This window comes from Chromobacterium sp. CCUG 76385 (genome assembly GCF_059916625.1).
On record NZ_JAUCGU010000003.1, the window covers coordinates 65,336 to 82,866 of the forward strand.

Here is a 17,531-nt window from a genome sequence, read left to right on the forward strand (position 1 = left end):
TCTTGACAGGGCATTTCGCTCGAAATATAACTATACCGTACCGTACGGTTTAAACCAATAACACCCGGATAGAGACCATGAGCATCCCCCATCCTTCGCCGCATCCGCTGCCCGCCATCGGCCTGCTGGCCGCGCTGGCGCTGCTGAGCGGCTGCGCCGCGCTGCCCGACATGGGCCCGGCGCCGCAAACCAAACCGCTGCAACAATACCAGAATACCCAAAGCCTGCCCTCCAGCCAGGGTCAATGGGCCGACAGCCAATGGTGGCTGAAATACGACGACGCGCAGTTGAGCCAGTTGATGGACGAGGCCCTGCGCCAAGCGCCGGACCTCGCCGCCGCCCGCGCCCGCGTCGAACGCGCCGAGGGCTTGGCCCAGCAAGCCGGCGCCGCCTTGCGGCCCGGCATGGATCTGAACGCGGCGATCAACCGCGATAAACAAAGCTACAACAACGGCATGCCGGCGCCGACGGGTTTCAACACCAGCGGCCGCGCCACGCTGGACTTCAGCTACGAGCTGGACTTCTGGGGCAAGAACCGCGCGGCCGTCGCCGCCGCCACCTCGGAACTGAGCGCCGCCCAGGCCGACGCGGCCGAGGCCCGGCTGATGCTGACCACCTCCCTGGCCGCCGGCTATGCCGAACTGGCGCGGCTGTTTGCCGAGCGCGACGCCGCCGCCCAGGCGCTGGATGTGCGCAGCCACACCGCGGCGCTGATGCGGGAGCGGCAGCGGCAGGGCATGGAGACGCTGGGCAGCGTGCGCCAGGCCGAATCGCGCGAAGCCGCCGCCCGCGCCGACCTGGAAGCCGCCGACGAGAGCATCGCGCTGCAACGCCACAGCCTGGCGGCCTTGATCGGCGCCGGGCCGGACCGCGGCCTGGCCATCGCCCGCCCTGCATCCGGCCTGTTTCGCGGCCAGCCGCTCCCGGCCACGCTGGCGGCCGAGCTGCTGGGCCGCCGACCGGATCTGGCAGCCGCCCGCCTCCGCGCCGAAGCCGCGGGCAAACGCATCGACGTGGCTCAGGCCCAGTTCTACCCCAACGTCAATCTCACCGCCTTCGTCGGCGCCCAGTCGCTGGGGCTGGACCTGTTCGCCAAGAGCGGTTCCGGCATAGCCGGCATCGGCCCGGCGATCAATCTGCCTATTTTCCGCGGCGGTCAGTTGCAGGGCCAGTTTCGCGTGGCCCGCGCCGATTACGACGCCGCCGTCGCCAGCTATGACGCCACCTTGAGCCAGGCGCTGCGCGAAGTGGCCGATGCCGTCAGCAGCCAGGCTTCGCTGACGCCGCAGCTGGAACAACGCCGCCTGGCGCTGCAGACCGCCGAAGAGGCCTACCGCGTCAGCCAGAACCGCTACCAGGGCGGCCTGGCCAACTATCTGGACGTGCTGAACACAGAAGACACGGTCATCGCCAGCCGCCGCGGCCTGGCTTCGCTGGAAGCCCGCCGCTTCTCGCTGGACATCGCGCTGATCAAGGCGCTGGGCGGCGGCTATCAACCATCCGAACCCGCCCGCTGAGCCGCCGGCAAACCGAAACAAGGACTACCCACCATGAGCGAAAACGTACAAGCCCTGCCGGCCGCCGAAGCGCCCGCCGCCGCCGGCAACCCCATGCAACACAAGAAGCTGTTCACCCTGCTGTTCGGCGCGGTGGCCACCGCCGCCGTCGCCTACGGCGCTTACTGGACGCTGATCGCCTCCCGCCATGTCAGCACCGACAACGCCTATGCCGCCGCCGAAATCGCACAGGTGACGCCGGAAGTGGCCGGCACCGTCAAGGAAGTCAAAGTCGTCGATACCCAGCCGGTGAAAGCCGGCGACGTGCTGGTGGTATTGAACGACAGCGACGCCAAACTGGCGTTGGCCCAGGCCGAAGCCGATCTCGCCCGCGCCGAGCGCCGGGTCAAAGGCTATTTCGCCAACGACGAAGGCTTATCGGCCCAGGCCCAGGCGCGCAGCGCCGATCAGGCCCGCTCCGTGGCGCAATTGGCCGCCGCCCGCGCCGACCTGCAACGCGCCAAACTCGACTTGCAGCGCCGACAGGCGCTGGCCAAGAGCGGCTCGGTCTCCGGCGAGGAGCTGAGCAACGCGCAGAACGCCTACGCCACCGCCGAGGCCAATCTGAAAGCCGCCGAGGCCGCCAACCGCCAAAGCGAAGCCAATTACCGCGCCGCCGTCGGCAGCCTGAAAGCCAACCAGACGCTGACCGCAGACACCACGGTGGACAACAACCCGGAAGTCGCGCTGGCGCGCGCCAAGCGCGACCAAGCCAAGCTGGACCTCGCGCGCACGGTGATCCGCGCCCAGGTGGACGGCGTGGTGGCCAAGCGCCAGGCCCAGGTGGGGCAGCGCGTGCAGTCCGGCACGCCGTTGATGTCGGTGGTGCCGCTGCAGGCCGCGCATGTGGACGCCAACTTCAAGGAAGTGCAATTGAGCAAGGTGCGCGTCGGCCAGCCGGTGGAGCTGACCGCCGACCTCTACGGCGGCAAGGTGGTGTACCACGGCAAGGTGGCCGGCCTGTCCGGCGGCTCCGGTTCGGCCTTCGCGATGATTCCGGCGCAGAACGCCACCGGCAACTGGATCAAGGTGGTGCAGCGGCTGCCGGTGCGCATCGCGCTGGACCCGGCCGAGCTGAAAGCCCATCCGCTGCAGGTGGGGCTGTCGATGGAAGCCGCCGTCGACGTCAGCGAGTGAGGCCGCCATGTCTAGCGCGAATCCCGCGGCCGGCGGCATCCAGCAGCCGCTGACCGGCAATATGCTGTGGCTGGCGGCGCTGGTGCTGGCCGCCGCCAACTTCATGGTGGTGCTGGACACCACCATCGCCAACGTGTCGGTGCCCAATATCGCCGGCGGCCTGGCGGTGTCGTCCAGCCAGGGCACCTATGTCATCACCTCGTACGCGGTGGCCGAGGCCATCACCGTGCCGCTGACCGGCTGGCTGGCGGCGCGGCTGGGCACCGTGCGGCTGTTCGTCGGTTCCATGCTGCTGTTCGGCGTATTCTCCATCCTGTGCGGCCTGGCCGGCTCGCTGGAGATGCTGGTGCTGTTCCGCGTGCTGCAAGGCCTGGCCGGCGGCCCGCTGATGCCGATGTCGCAGACCTTGCTGCTGCAAATCTTCCCCAAGCAGAAGGCCGGCGCGGCGATAGGCTTGTGGAGCATGACCACGCTGATCGCCCCCATCATGGGGCCGATCCTGGGCGGCACCTTGTGCGATCAGGCCAGTTGGCCATGGATCTTCTACATCAACGTCCCCATTGCCCTGGGCTGCGGCATGCTGGGCTGGAATCTGCTCAAGCGCTACCAGAGCCAGGTGGTGAAGCTGCGCGTGGATGTGGTGGGGCTGGCGCTGCTGATGCTGTGGGTGGCCTCGCTGCAGCTGATGCTGGACAAGGGCAAAGAGCTGGACTGGTTCGGCTCGCCGCTGATCGTGGCGCTGGCCATTGCCGCGCTGGTCGGCTTCGCCGCCTTCCTGATCTGGGAGCTGACCGAGGCCCAGCCCATCGTCAACCTCAGGGTGTTCCGCCATCGGGGCTTTTGGGCCAGCGTGCTGACCATCTCCCTGGCCTTCGGCTCCTTCTTCGGCGCCACCGTGCTGACGCCGCAATGGCTGCAAACCTATATGGGCTACACCGCCACCCAGGCCGGCTACGCCACGGCGATGAGCGGCATCCTGGCCGTGATGGTGGCGCCGATCGCGGCCAAGCTGTCCACCCGGCTGGACCCGCGCAAGCTGGTGTTTTGCGGCGTGATGTGGCTGGGTTGCGTCACGCTGTACCGCAGCTTCTCCACCACCGACATGGGCTTCTGGCAAGTGGCGCTGCCGCTGCTGTTCCAGGGCCTGGGCATGCCCTTCTTCTTTGTGCCGCTGACCGGGCTGGCCATGGCCAGCGTGGAGCCGGCGGAAATGGCGTCGGCCGCCGGCCTGATGAGCTTCATGCGCACGCTGTCCGGCGCCTTCGCCACCTCGCTGGTCACCACCGCCTGGGACGACAAGGCCAGCTATAACCACGCCGAGCTGGCCGGCATGGTGGACTCGAGCGGCGACGCGCTGCGCGCGCTGACCGGCGGCGGCATCAGCGACGGCGCGGCCTGGGGCACCATCGAGCATGCGCTGCAGACGCAGAGCATCATGCTGTCCACCAACCAGATCTTCTGGCTGGCCGGCCTGTCCTTCGTGGTGGCCGCCTGCGCCATCTGGCTAGCGCCCAAGCCTAAGCGCGTGGCCGACACCAGCCAGGCGCACTGAGACGCCTCGCTGCCGATTTCACCAGCTTGCCCCGCGCCCTTGTGGCCGGGGCTTTTTTCATCCTGTCTACAAGACCAGCCCTTACATATCGACACCTTCCTGTAACAGACCTTTACATATAGTGCGTGGTATCAATATGACAAACGGTCGCTATGGCCGGCCGGCGCCTTCGTCCCCCAACACCTACAGACAGGACACCCCTTACACATGAAACACGCTATGACGCGGCTGGCGCTGACGCTCGCCGCCGCCCTCGCTGGCCAAGCCGTCCACGCGGCCACTGCCCTGCCGATCCGCCACCAAGCCTTCGCCCAAGCCTGCCAGGCGCTATGGGGCGGCGAAAGTGCGCGCAGCCAGTGGGTCAAGGACGATGGCCGCGGCGGCCTCGCCTATGCGACGCTGAACGGCAACGGCGACCGCATCATGGACTTCTCCAGCGCCGGCTATATGGGCGGCGGCGTGGCGCTGCCGACCGCGCCGGTGAAGGCGACCGTGCAGCCCAGCGGCGACGCGGCCAGCGATCTCGCCAACATCCAGGCCGCCCTGGCCAAGGTAGCCGCCTTGCCGGCAGTCAAAGGCGTGCGCGGCGCGGTGCTGCTGGCGCCCGGCACGTTTTTGCTGAATGCGCCGATCCAACTCAACCAGGACGGCGTGGTGCTGCGCGGCAGCGGTCCCGGCGCGGGCGGCACCGTGCTAAAGGCCGCAGGCGACGGCCACTTCATGCTGAGCCTGGGCGGCGCCAATGGCAGCCTGATGCCCAACGGCGCCGTGGCCGCCATCACCGACAGCTATCTGCCGTCCGGCAGCCAAGTCCTGCATGTCTCCGACGCCTCCGGCTTCCAGCCCGGCGACGCGGTGATGGTGCGCCGCCGCGCCAGCGCCGAATGGATACACTTCATGAACATGGACACCCTGGTACGCGACGGCAAGCCGCAAACCTGGATCAATGCCGGCAACAACAACGAGTACTGGCTGCGCACCGTCACGGCGGTCGACGGCAAACAACTGACGCTGGACATCCCGCTGTCCGACTCCTTCGATAGCGGCTATCTGGGACCGAATGGCGGCAGCGTGCAAAAATACCAGGCCAGCGGCTTGGCCGGCCAAATCGGCGTCGAGCACCTGGCGCTGGAAGGCCTGCCGCGCGGCAGCGGCGCGGACTACGGCGTGGCCACGCTGGACAATCTGGCCGATGGCTGGCTCAACGACATCCAGGCCCACAACTTCACCACCGGCGTGGTGGTGGGCAAGCAGGCGCGCCGCCTCACCCTGGAAAGCATCGCGCTGAATCACGACCACAACAACGTCGATTGCAAGGGCGCCAAGGAGTTTGAATTCAGCATCGCCGGCAGCCAGGTGCTGGTGGACCGCAACGCGTCCACCGGCAGCAAGAAATCGTTCTACTACGCCACCCAGTCCCAGGCCGGCGGCCCCAATGTGCTGCTGCATTTCACCGGCCGGGCGGAAGCCTGCGGCAATATCGAACCGCACCAGCGCTGGGCCACCGGCCTGTTGGTGGACAACGCCGACGTCAGCGGCGCGATAGGCCTGGGCAACCGCGGCACCGATGGCAGCGGCCACGGCTGGAGCATGGGCTGGGGGGTAGCGTGGAACTCCAAGGCCGATCAGCTGGCCATCGCCGCGCCGCCCGGCGGCACCAACTGGGCGATAGGCAGCAGCGGTCAGTTGACGCCGTATCTGCCGGACGCCAAACAACTGGACCCGGCGCCCAAACTCGGCGCGGTGGACTCGCCGGGCGTGCGCGTCGGGCCGGACAGCCTCTACCTGATGCAGCTGTGCCTGCGGCTGGGACCGCAGGCGGTGAAGAACATCGGCTACTGATAGCCGGCTGAAACGACAAGAGGCCCGGATGGATAATGCCGTTCACTTAAACCAGTGAGCGGCATTTTTTGATATCTCGCGTCCGCTGTGCGGACCATTTTTCCATGGCGTTTCCGAACGCCGCACGGGCCGGGGGGTTGCGCGGCCAGCCCCCCGACACCACCAGGTCGCCCCTGCAGACCGCGAATTCCCGCCCAGAAAACCGAGTTCAAGGCGCTGGCGAACCCGGCGTGCGCTAACGTCGCACGCCTCAGACAAACGCCAGCTTAAGACCTTGAACTCAGCTTTCTGGACGGCGCGTCCTGAAGGGGGAGTAGTCGCAGCACAAGCAACTCAGTTTCGACCTTTCTCTTAACTTTTCAGCTTCAATGAACAGCGTTAGCCCGAGGGATCACTTTGAATTTGATCGCGCCGCGGATCAATCCTCCCGCGTCAGCACTTCCAAGAGTTCAATCTCGAACACCAGATTGGAATTGGGAGGAATGCGGTCGCCGATCTGGCGTTCGCCGTAGGCCAAGTGCGCCGGCACCCACAGTTTGCGCTTGCCACCCACCTTCATGCCCATCATGCCTTGGTCCCAGCCCTTGATCACGCGGCCGGTGCCGATCACGCACTGGAACGGGCGGCCCTTGTCCACGGAGGAGTCGAACTTGGTCCCATCCTCCAGCCAGCCGGTGTAGTGAGTGGTGATCAGCGCGCCGCGCACGGCTTCCTTGCCCTCGCCCACCACCAGGTCTTCCATCTTCAGTTCTTCGCTCATGCTCTTCATCCACTGCTTGGCCCGCGCGGGCGACAAAAGCGTATTGTAACCCGCGCGGCGGACGATGGATCAGGCGTCCCAGGCCGGGGCGAAGTCGGGATCGGCGATGCGGCCGCCGTCTTCCAGTTTGGCGATGCTCGCCATGTCCGCGTCGTCCAGCCGCAGCATCAGCGCCGCCAGGTTGGCCTCCAGATTGGCGCGTTTGGTGGACGACGGGATCACCGCGATGTCCTGTTGCAGCTGCCAGGCCAGCGCCACCTGCGCCGCCGTGGCGCCATGCTTGCGGGCGATGTCCTGCAGCACCGGATCCTGGATCACGCGGCCGTAGGCCAAGGGCATATAGCCGGTCAGCGCGATGCCGTGCTGGCGGCAGAAGGCGCGCACCTTCAGGTTTTGCAGATACGGGTGCACTTCCAGCTGGTGGGTGGCGATGGCGTCCGCGCCGACGACGGCGATGGCCTGCTCCAGATGCTTAATGGTGAAATTGGATACGCCGATCTCGCGGGTCAGCCCCAGCTGCCTGGCCTCGGCCAGTTGCTCCATATACACCGCCATAGGCACTTCATCCTGCGGCGACGGCCAGTGGATCAGCGTCATGTCCACCTGCTCCAGCCCCAGCTTGTCCAGGCTTGCGCGCAGGCTGGGAATCAGCTTGCCCTGGGCGAACTGGTCGGTCCAGATCTTGGTGGTGACGTACAGTTCGCCGCGCGGCAGGCCGCTGTTGGCGATGGCGCGGCCCACGTCCGCCTCGTTGCGGTAGATCTGCGCGGTGTCGATATGGCGGTAGCCCAGCTCCAGCGCCATGGCGACGGAGTCTTCGGCCTGCTGTTCCTTCAGGCGGAAAGTGCCCGCGCCCAGTTTTGGCATTTGCATGATGCGTTTCCTTATTGTGTGAAGCCGGGCGGACAACGCCCGGCGCAAGAATCAGATACGGTCGGCCACGATCGGCATGCTTTTCTCATCGACAGCGTCCAGCCTACCGGACCAGGCCGTCAACAGCCAAGCCGCCAACACGATCAAGGCGCCCACCCATGGCGTGGCCATCAGTCCCAGCCGCTCGACAACCAGCCCGCCCAAGCCGGCCCCGCCGGCGATGCCGACATTGAAGGCCGCGATGTTCAGGCCGGACGCCACGTCCACCGCGTGCGGCACCCGCGCCTTGGCCTGCGATACCACGTAAAGCTGCAAGCCGGCCACATTGCCGAAGGCCACCGCGCCCCAGGCCAGCGCCGTCAGCGCCACCAGCCATTTGGAGCCGGCGGTGAAGGTCAGGGCCAGCAGCACCAGCGCCAAGCCGGCGAAGATGATCTTCAGCGCGGCCACCGGCCCCTTGCGGTCGGCCAGGCGGCCGCCCCAGATATTGCCCGCGGCCACCGACACGCCATACAGCAGCATGATCAGCGCCACCGCGCCCGGCGCGTAGCCAGCCTGATGCTCCAGCATCGGCGCCAGAAAAGTGAAGGCGGTGAATGAGCCGCCATAGCCCAGCGCGGTCATCGCATACACCAGCAGCAAGCGGGGCTGAGCCAGCACGGCCATCTGGCTGGCGAAAGAGGTGGGCGCCGGCTTGGGCAGATTGGCCGGCACCAGCGCCAGGCTGCCCAGCAAAGCCAGCACGCCGAGCCGCGCGACGGCCAGGAAAGTGGCCTGCCAGCCGAAATGCTGGCCGATGAAGGTGCCCAGCGGCACGCCGGTCACCAGCGCCACGGTCAGGCCGGAAAACATCAGCGCGATGGCGCTGGCGCCCTTGTCCGTGGGCACCAGGCTGGTGGCCAGCGTCGAGCCTATCGAAAAGAACACGCCGTGCGCCAGGCCGGTCAGCACCCGAGCCGCGATCAAAGCCTCATAGCCCGGCGCCTGCCAGGCCACCAGGTTGCCGACGGTGAACAGCGCCATCAGGCCGCTCAACAGCCACTTGCGCGGCAGGCGGCCAGTCAGCGCGGTCAGCAGCGGCGCGCCGATGGCCACGCCCAACGCGTACAGGCTGACCAAGAGGCCGGCCGACGGCAGCGACACCTGGAGGCTGGCGGAGATGGTGGGAATCAGGCCGACGATGACGAATTCCGTCGTGCCGATGGCGAAGGCGCTGAGCGTCAGCGCCCAAAGGGCGAGAGGCATGTTGTGCTCCGGTTGGAAATTAGGATGCCGATTGTCCGCGCTTGCCCGGTACGGAAAAATGGGGTGTAGTGAGAAGGTCTTTTGCGTGGAAATTGATAATGCTCAGCACGGAAAGCCTGATTACGTTTATCGCAATCATGGATTGCGGCTCGTTCACCGCCGCCGCCGACAAGCTTGGCGTCACCGCCTCCAATGTCAGCCGCAGCCTGGCGCAGCTGGAAAAGCAGCTGGGCGTGCGGCTGCTGACCCGCACCACGCGGCGGCTGGATCTGACCGCGGAAGGCGCCTGGCTGCTGGAACGCGCCCGCGCCATTGTGGAGAACCTGAGCGACACCGAGCAGCAGCTGCAAGCCGCCGCCGCCCGCCCTTCCGGCCTGGTGCGCGTCAACGCCGCCATCCCGGTGCTGGATCATCTGTTGGCGCCGCATCTGGCCGGTTTCCAGGCGCGCTATCCGGATATCCGGCTGGAACTGACCGGCGCGGAAGCGGTGGTCGATCTGATCGCCGAAGGCGCCGATCTGGCGATACGCGTCGGCCCGCTGGCCGACTCCAGCCTGAACGCGCGCCTGCTGTGCGAAAGCCCGCTGCGCCTGGTCGCCGCGCCTAACTATCTGCAGATGCGCGGCCGGCCGCAAACTGCGGCGGACCTGAGCAGCCACAGGCTGCTCGGCTTCACCAGCCCGGCCACGCTGAACCTGTGGCCCCTGGGGCCGAACGGCCTGCGCGTGACGCCGTCGCCGGCCGCCTCCAGCGGCGCCACCCTGCGCGCGCTGGCGCTGCAGGGCTGCGGCATCGCCTGCCTGGCGGACTTCCTGGTGGGGCCGGACATCGCGGCCGGAAGGCTGGAAGACATCCTGCTGCCCGAGCGCCAAGCTTGGAAGCAGCCTATCTGGGCGGTGTTCTACAAACAGGGCCGCTCGCTGCCGCGCATTGCCTGCCTGGTGGACTATCTGGCGGCGGCGCTGGCTTGAATCCAGCCTGCGGAGATTTTCAAACCGCCGACACGCAATCCCATTAGAATAGCCTGACACCGGGGAACTCCCCTGCCCCGCCGGTCTCATACCCAGCGTACCGTTTTGCCCGGCAGGCGCGACATTCGCCCGTCGGCTACCGCAGTTTGCAGTTGTTCCCCTTTCCAGAAATGAACAGGAGAAGCGCCATGCAATTGAACGGAAAAGTCGCTCTGATTACCGGCGCCGCCAGCGGCATCGGCAAGGAAATCGCCCTGGTCTACGCCCGCGCCGGCGCGGCGGTGGCCATTGCCGACATCAATCTGGACGCCGCCCGCAAGACGGCCGACGAGATCGTCACCGCCGGCGGCAAAGCCATCGGCGTCGCCATGGACGTCACCAACGAGAACGCGGTCAACCAAGGCACCCAGCAGGTGGTGGACGCCTTCGGCCAGCTGGACATCCTGGTATCGAATGCCGGCATCCAGATCGTCAATCCCATCATCAATTACAGCTTCGCCGACTGGAAGAAAATGCAGGCCATCCATGTGGACGGCGCCTTCCTCACCACCAAGGCCGCGCTGCCGCACATGTACAAGGACGACCGCGGCGGCGTGGTGATCTACATGGGTTCAGTGCACTCGCACGAGGCCTCGCCGCTGAAGTCCGCCTATGTCGCCGCCAAGCACGCCCTCTTGGGCCTGGCCCGCGTGCTGGCCAAGGAAGGCGCGCCGCATAATGTGCGCTCGCATGTGATCTGCCCCGGCTTCGTGCGCACCCCGCTGGTGGACAAGCAGATTCCGGAACAGGCCAAGGAGCTGGGCATCAGCGAGGATGAAGTGATCAAGCGCGTGATGCTGGGCAACACCGTCGATGGCGTGTTCACCACGGTGGACGACGTGGCGCAGACCGCGCTGTTCCTGGCCGCCTTCCCCAGCGCCGCCCTTACCGGCCAATCGTTCGTGGTCAGCCACGGCTGGTTCATGCAATAAGGAGCCTTCATGGCGCTGGATAAACTCAATCCGGCCTGCCACGCCGACGCCGGGATCTACCATAGCCCGGCGTTGCCGCCCGACCACCGCTATCAAGTGGTGGCGCTGGTGCTGCAGGGCGGCGGGGCGCTGGGCGCCTATCAGGCTGGCGTCTACCAGGGGCTGGCCGAGGCCAGGCTGCACCCGAACTGGGTGGCAGGCATTTCCATCGGCGCGCTGAACGCCGCCATCATCGCCGGCAATCCGCCGGAGAAACGCGCCGAGCGGCTGGAACAATTCTGGACCACCATCAGCCGCCAGCCGCTGCTGCCGCCTACCCTCCACAATCTGCTGGAGCCTAGCCATCCGCTGCCGCCCGTCGTCCAGGGCTGGCTGAATGGCTTGGAAGCCTGGCGCGCGTTGACCGAGGGCCAGAACGGCTTCTTCGTGCCGCGCTCGCCGCTGCAGCGCCACGCAGGCGGCACCGCCAGCTTCTACGACACCTCGCCGCTGAAAAGCACGCTGGAAAACCTGGTGGATTTCGACCGGCTGAACGACAGCGGCGAGATGCGGGTATCGGTGGGCGCGGTCAATGTGAAAAGCGGCAATTTCGTCTACTTCGACAACACCCGCGACAAGCTGCGCGCCGAACACTTCATGGCCTCCGGCGCTTTGCCGCCGGGCTTTCCGGCAGTGGAAATAGACGGCGAGCACTACTGGGACGGCGGCATGGTGTCCAACACCCCGCTGCAGCAAGTGCTGACGGCCAAGCCGCGCAAGCATTCGCTGGTGTTCCAGGTGGACCTGTGGAATGCGCGCGGCGCGCTGCCGGAGGACTTGTCCAAAGTGGCGATCAGGCAGAAAGACATCCAGTTCTCCAGCCGCACCCGGATGATCACCGGCTATATGAAGGAAACGCAGCAGTTCCGCCAGCTGCTGCGCGCCGTGATGGAGCTGGTGCCGGAGGAGCAGCGGCAGGCGCCGGCCTACCGACGCGCCGCCGAACAGGCTTGCAGCCGCTTGTTCAACGTGGTGCACCTGATTTATCAGGACAAACCCTTCGAAGGCCATTACAAGGACTATCAGTTCAGCGCCCGCACCATGCGCGACCACTGGAGCAGCGGCCTCGACGACATCCGCTCCAGCCTGTCGCATCCGGAATGGCTGCGCATGCCGCCGCCTGAGCAACCCTTCGTCACCCACGACGTCCATCGCCGCGCCTGATCTTGCAAGCGCTTGCAGGCTCCCTCCGGGGAGCTTTTTCATACCGCCACCCGCCGGTTTGCCATGCTTTGGCGGCGGCAGCGCCGTCCTACCGACGTGGAGAGAGCGCGGCAACGGGTTCGCCAGCAGCAACGGCCGCAGCTTTTGGACTAGATTGAATTACCACCTCAGGTCCTGGACCAATCATGGCTTGGAAAATCTTGTTTTTATGGTGCTGCAGCGCGGCGGCATGGGCGGCCGGCATGTCCGTCACCTATCCCGCCAATTACTCCTCTCAGGATTTCCGGCACGACGATATCCGTGAGATGTTGCGCGTCGCGCTGGATAAGACGATTGATCGTTATGGCCCCTACCATCTGCAAGCCAGCCGCTGGACCATGGAAGAGCCGCGCGCGCTGATCGAGCTGGATCATGGCGATAGCCTGGATGTCGCCTGGGGTTCCACTTCGACGGAGCGAGAGGCGCAGCTGCTGCCGATCCGGGTGGATTTGCGCAAGGGTCTGCTTGGCTACCGCATTGCCTTGATCCATGCGGCGCGCCAGCCCGAGTTTGAACAGATACAGGGCCTGGCCGATCTGCAACGCTATCGGGTGGGCCAGGGGCGGGGCTGGGGGGATTTGAAGGTCTACCGCGCAGCGGGGATTCCACAGAGCGAAGCGCTGTATGAAAGCCTGTACGGCATGCTAAGCGACGGGCGGATAGACTGGTTTCCGCTAAGCGTGCTGGAAGTGTTTGACGAACTCCAGCTGTTCCATCCGAATTACCCCGCGCTCAAGGTGGAGCAGCGGCTGCTATTCTATTACCCATGGCCGTATTACTTCTTCTGCAGCCACCGCAATCCGCTATTGGCAGACCGCTTGCGGCTGGGCTTGGCCAGAATGCGCGCGGACGGGAGCTTCGACGCCATTTTCTGGAAATATCACCGCAACGTCTTGCAGCGGGCGCGAATGAAGGAGCGCAGGCTGATTGTGCTGCGCAATCCGCTGCTGCCCAAGGATACGCCGCTGAATGACAAGTCCATGTGGTTCGATCCCCTGCGCGACTTGCCCGCTCAGCACTGATGCCTGCGCGATGTCATGGCCCATCATCGATCACCCGTGTGCCCGCATTTCTGTGCAACACCGGCCCGTTCACGCCCTTCGCCCATCGGCGGAAATGACATCGGATCTGCCATTGCGTTTTGATAAGCGCAAACGGCTTTGAAAAAGCCTCAGCCCACTTTGCCAAAGTACCCCATCTACCCAACTCAAGCCACGCCGATCAAAAGTGGTGGGAATCCGCCACCAGGTGAAATGATATTTGGAAGCAAATCCTTGACGGTTTTGCTCAAGGCATGTGAAATTGTAAATGTAATTAACAAACTCAAGTATTGCACCATGAAAAAGACTGTATTGCTTGTCGTGAGTGCGAGTCTGTTGCTGAATGGTTGTGCAACCATGCAGCCAGTTGCCCAGTCAGTCAAAGATACTTTTGAGAGTGATGATCCTTGCTCCAACAACGCCCGTAATATCGGCATCACCGCAGGAGCGCTCCTCGGTGCAGGACTAGGCGTTGCCATCAGCAAGGCGACTGGGGGGGATGGCAAGAAAGCATTGGCAACAGGTGCTGTGCTAGGTGCCGGATTGGCCGGTGGCGCCGGCTGGTGGATTGGCAAGAACATCGACAAACGCCGATGCGAGCTATACAAGATTTCCCAGCGTTACCAGATCCAACTGCGGTCCGAACCCATCGTGGTAAATGGGGGCCAAGATCCAATCGGCCTTGCCATCACGCTCCCTGATAAAGAACAGGGAGGACACTTTTCGAGCGGCTCTGATGTCCTGACCCCAGTTGCCCGCAAGTATTTTACTGACATTGCCCGTCAGTACAGTGTAAGCATCCAGCTATCCCAGTTACCCGCCAGCGCAACAGATAATGAGCGTCAGGCTATCCGCTCCCAGCTCACTAACAAAAAGATCCTTCTGGTTGGTCATACCGATGACATTGGCAGTTCACAATTGAATGCAGACCTTTCAGAGCGGCGTAGCCGTGCCGTGGCGGCACTGTTCCGTGAGGCTGGGGTACCTGAAAGCAACCTGCTATATCAGGGGGCCGGCGAAACACTCCCTATCGCACCCAACAACACGCCAGAAGGTCGTCAGCACAATCGTCGAGTCGAGATCATCGATGTCAATGACGAAACTGCTCTGCAAGCCTATATTGCCTCGCGTAGACCCAATCTAGCCTTTTATCGTTCCCAAGCCGATGAGAGCTCTGCGTCAGTTGCGGTTACACCAGCAAGCCCGGCAAGAACGTCCAAAACTAAATCATCAAAATCTGCTGCTCTTAAAGGCCAGGCTACGACAAATACGTCCGTTACGGCTGTATCTTCTGCCAGCGGGATGGCGACTAAGCCAGCCATGAAATCCGCCCCCGCTAAAGCAGCTTCAGCTGCCCGCACAGTTGCGAAGTGGGAAGCAGGCAAAGAGGATTCTGTAGATTTTGGCGGCAATCCCGTAAATACGCGCAATGCCTCTCTACCCATTGGCCATCAGATCGACAATGATGCTGGATTTAGCTTGGTCGGCGCGGCGCACGCAGAAGACATGGCCGTCCTGCAGCGTTGCAATCTGGACCATCCACGCATTAGCGGTGCCATACGTCAGCTCAAGGATGGCAAGGTATATGCGAAAAACGAGCATATTCCTGGCATGTATGGCACGACCTGGGCCGAGAAGGTCAACGGTCATCTCGTCGTAATTAATCGTCTGAGTTTATTGCGCGATGGCGCACAAGTTGATGTCCTGCCTTTGGTTCATGTCTACAAGAATTATGATCCGACGAAGAACAAGAACCCGGCTGCCGATATGACTTTTACGCCGATGGTAAACACCTACCGCGGGGAGAAAGGAATTTTGTATCGCATGTTCGTTGGTTCACCCCGCAACCTCCAGTGTATGGACGTCCTTTTGCCGGCAGGAGGGGGGCGCGAGGCGAGGAATGGCTTGATCTTGTACAACTACAGCAGCACGCTTAACGTGGCACCATTTCAACCTAAATCGTTGTAAGAGACAAACATGAAAGAATTTTTCTTAGCCTCACCGGCCATGGCATGGAGCGTGGTCAGTGTTTTGCTTGCTGCAGTAGTCATTGCCCTTTTATGGGAAAAAGTAAAATGGTGGTGGTTGAACACTTGGTATAAATTTCCGTTGATTGGTAAATTGGCTAGGTTATCGCGCGATCCGAGCGGCAAGGACGAAGATGGCTGGAGTCGTGCCGAGCGTACGCTATGTCATGACTACATGAAGTTTATGCTGATCCAGGATGAGCATGACTTCAATGAGAAAAAAGCCTATCTGCGCTATGCCACTGAAAGCAGCCGGAAGCCGATGCCGCCAATGCTGTGGGTTCTGGTTTGCCTGATGGTATTTGTGGAGGCAATGGGTTTTTCGTATGTCCTTGCCGGATACACGATTCCGGGTGCGAGTGAAAACCTCCAACAGACAGGTGCTTATGGCATCGCATTCCTGATTTCCGTAATGCTGGTTGGTTTCACTCATTGGGCAGGACATGAATGGTATGCATCCAGCAAAATCCAGACAGCGCGTCGTGAGTGGCGAGAACATGGCCAGGATCTGGATTTATATCGGGACAAAGTGACGCTTGACATGCCTCAGGATAGCGATGCGGGACAACCGGCCTATTCCCGCATGCTCAACCGATTTGAACACAAACACGCCAGCTTCAAAATCCTGACATTCACCGCGATCCTTGTTCTGGCCGTAGCTGCAGGTGCTACCTATGTTCGTGGCCAAGTGCTGGACAAGCAATTGCTTCAAGAAACCATGAACCCGGCCAGCGCCAGCCTTGTGCAAGACAGTGCCGCAAATGATCCTTTAGCGAATGTCGCCAATGGTGTGCAAGTGCCCGATGTAGACAAGGCGTCCCATCAGGCCGCGGTGAGCCAGGGCATCAAAGAAGGTGTAGAGACTGATAAGAAGGGAGGCTGGGGTACCTTTGTGGTATTGGCCTTCATCTTTGTTTTTTTGCAGATTTTCGGTGTTCTATTCGGTTACAAATTCGGCTTTGCCGGCGAGGAAAGCGAACTGGCTTTCCGAGCAATCGGTTCGGGACGTTATGCAACCTATGCGGATGTTCGGGCGCAATACGAGCTGATTCGGAATACAGCACAAGCCATGTTGTCTGAATTGCAGCAGCGCATCATGCATGTCCGGGGCAGCAAGGCCAAGGAAGGCAACAAGACCTTTGCAGAATTCCTGTCGGAACGTCGTGCAGAAGCAACCAAAGACCGCATGAATTCGGTTGAGCATGCCGCAGCACGCAAAGTGCTGGAAAGTCGGACACGCCACGCTCAGGCAGAGTCCGTCACGACTTCTCACCCCGAGCCCTCACAGCCTGCCGCCGGTCTTGTAACAATTCTCAATGAAGTTGATGCCTTAGCCAGCAAGGATGACAAGAAAAAGTACATCTCATCACTTCCCGATGGTGTCCGAAGTGAAGTCATGCAGGTGCTCAAGCAGCGCAAGGATGAGGCTGAAGCACGTGCCCGACAGCAAGATTCAGAGCTGGATGATTTACTTTGAGGGCACTGCGATGAAAAAGTGGTTGTTTTTGCTGATGCTGGCTGCAGCAGGACCGTCTTATGCGGCCCAGAATGCCCTTAAAAGCTGCTATGAGTTGGCACGATTACAGGCTCCGGCGGCTCGCACGGATACCGCTCTCTTTGTCGTAATTGATCAAACAGTAGAGCTAGACAAACTGTTGCGTGCTTCCCTAGTAGAAAATATTCGCCCTCTCCTCAAGCCTGGCAATGCTTTCACGGTTGTGCAATTCTCCGCATTCTCTCAGGGACGATACGCTAGCACACTGACCAGCGGTGTTTTTAGCCCTCAGCTCTCCAATAGCCAGCGTGACGATATTGGAAAGCCCCAGTTACAAGTATTTGATCAGTGTATTCGTCAGCAGCAACAGGCAGGCGCGCGTCTTGTCGGCGATGCGCTATCCTCCGCGCTGGCAGGCAGCCGCGGCAGCCTTAATCGTTCGGATATCCTTTCCACCTTGAAAGAATTGGGCCCCCAAATCAAGAGATCACCGGCAAGGAATAAGGTGTTACTCTTGAGTTCCGATATGCTGGAAAATTCTAGCATATCGAGCTTTTATGCCAAAAATAATGTTCGCAAAATTGATGCGGTTGCCGAGATGAAGAAAGTGCATGAGCATGAGCTGCTAACCGACTTTGGCGGCGCACGCGTTTATGTCCTCGGCGCAGGACTGGTCATCGAGTCTGCAAAGGGTACCTATCGGGACCCAATGGCGATGAGCGCTCTGGAAACATTCTGGAGAGATTACTTTAAGCAAAGTAATGCCATCGTGGGCGAATTTGGAAAGCCGGCCTTGTTAAATCTGATTCAATAGCGACGG

Annotated in this window: 14 protein-coding genes; 11 read left to right on the plus strand and 3 right to left on the minus strand. The window is 62.6% G+C overall.

Features of this window, described 5'->3' with window-relative positions; all coding sequences use genetic code 11:
- The first annotated feature begins 77 nt into the window (after positions 1–77).
- From QUG01_RS03740 to QUG01_RS03755, 4 genes are all read left to right on the plus strand, one after another.
- A complete protein-coding gene (locus QUG01_RS03740) occupies positions 78–1,517 on the plus strand; it encodes an efflux transporter outer membrane subunit (RefSeq protein ID WP_500828949.1) in 1,440 nt (479 codons plus the stop codon).
- Positions 1,518–1,550: 33 nt separating this feature from the next.
- On the plus strand, positions 1,551–2,693 hold the full coding sequence (locus tag QUG01_RS03745) for an HlyD family secretion protein (protein ID WP_500828950.1): 1,143 nt from the start codon (positions 1,551–1,553) through the stop codon (positions 2,691–2,693).
- Between the two features lie 7 nt (positions 2,694–2,700).
- Positions 2,701–4,245: a DHA2 family efflux MFS transporter permease subunit gene (locus QUG01_RS03750; RefSeq protein WP_500828951.1), complete on the plus strand. Its 1,545-nt coding sequence runs from the start codon at positions 2,701–2,703 to the stop codon at positions 4,243–4,245.
- Between the two features lie 207 nt (positions 4,246–4,452).
- A complete protein-coding gene (locus QUG01_RS03755; RefSeq protein ID WP_500828952.1) occupies positions 4,453–6,087 on the plus strand; it encodes a pectate lyase family protein in 1,635 nt (544 codons plus the stop codon).
- A 418-nt stretch (positions 6,088–6,505) separates the two neighbouring features.
- Here the strand turns inward: QUG01_RS03755 and QUG01_RS03760 are convergent, their stop codons facing one another.
- The 3 genes from QUG01_RS03760 to QUG01_RS03770 all read right to left on the minus strand — a co-directional run bounded on the left by QUG01_RS03760 (position 6,506) and on the right by QUG01_RS03770 (position 8,965).
- A complete protein-coding gene (locus QUG01_RS03760; protein WP_500828953.1) occupies positions 6,506–6,847 on the minus strand; it encodes an FKBP-type peptidyl-prolyl cis-trans isomerase in 342 nt (113 codons plus the stop codon).
- A 69-nt stretch (positions 6,848–6,916) separates the two neighbouring features.
- Positions 6,917–7,720, minus strand: a complete 804-nt coding sequence (dkgB, locus tag QUG01_RS03765; protein WP_500828954.1) for a 2,5-didehydrogluconate reductase DkgB — start codon at positions 7,718–7,720, stop codon at positions 6,917–6,919.
- Positions 7,721–7,771: 51 nt separating this feature from the next.
- Complete coding sequence (locus QUG01_RS03770; RefSeq protein ID WP_500828955.1) at positions 7,772–8,965, minus strand: MFS transporter; 1,194 nt, start codon at positions 8,963–8,965, stop codon at positions 7,772–7,774.
- Positions 8,966–9,063: 98 nt separating this feature from the next.
- Between QUG01_RS03770 and QUG01_RS03775 the strand changes: the two genes are divergently transcribed.
- The 7 genes from QUG01_RS03775 to QUG01_RS03805 all read left to right on the plus strand — a co-directional run bounded on the left by QUG01_RS03775 (position 9,064) and on the right by QUG01_RS03805 (position 17,525).
- On the plus strand, positions 9,064–9,936 hold the full coding sequence (locus QUG01_RS03775; RefSeq protein ID WP_500828956.1) for a LysR substrate-binding domain-containing protein: 873 nt from the start codon (positions 9,064–9,066) through the stop codon (positions 9,934–9,936).
- Positions 9,937–10,124: 188 nt separating this feature from the next.
- Positions 10,125–10,907 (plus strand): 3-hydroxybutyrate dehydrogenase, encoded by a 783-nt coding sequence (locus QUG01_RS03780; protein ID WP_500828957.1) that lies wholly within the window; start codon positions 10,125–10,127, stop codon positions 10,905–10,907.
- A 9-nt stretch (positions 10,908–10,916) separates the two neighbouring features.
- Positions 10,917–12,110: a DUF3734 domain-containing protein gene (locus tag QUG01_RS03785; protein ID WP_500828958.1), complete on the plus strand. Its 1,194-nt coding sequence runs from the start codon at positions 10,917–10,919 to the stop codon at positions 12,108–12,110.
- A 185-nt stretch (positions 12,111–12,295) separates the two neighbouring features.
- Positions 12,296–13,171, plus strand: coding sequence for a transporter substrate-binding domain-containing protein (locus tag QUG01_RS03790; protein WP_500828959.1), 876 nt, complete (start codon positions 12,296–12,298; stop codon positions 13,169–13,171).
- A gap of 138 nt (positions 13,172–13,309) precedes the next feature.
- Positions 13,310–15,157: an OmpA family protein gene (locus QUG01_RS03795; protein ID WP_500828960.1), complete on the plus strand. Its 1,848-nt coding sequence runs from the start codon at positions 13,310–13,312 to the stop codon at positions 15,155–15,157.
- A gap of 9 nt (positions 15,158–15,166) precedes the next feature.
- The gene (locus tag QUG01_RS03800) at positions 15,167–16,693 is read left to right on the plus strand and encodes a hypothetical protein (RefSeq protein ID WP_500828961.1); all 1,527 of its coding nucleotides are present in this window, start codon (positions 15,167–15,169) and stop codon (positions 16,691–16,693) included.
- A complete protein-coding gene (locus QUG01_RS03805) occupies positions 16,638–17,525 on the plus strand; it encodes a hypothetical protein (protein WP_500828962.1) in 888 nt (295 codons plus the stop codon). Before QUG01_RS03800 ends, QUG01_RS03805 begins: the two co-directional genes overlap by 56 nt.
- Positions 17,526–17,531: the final 6 nt, after the last annotated feature.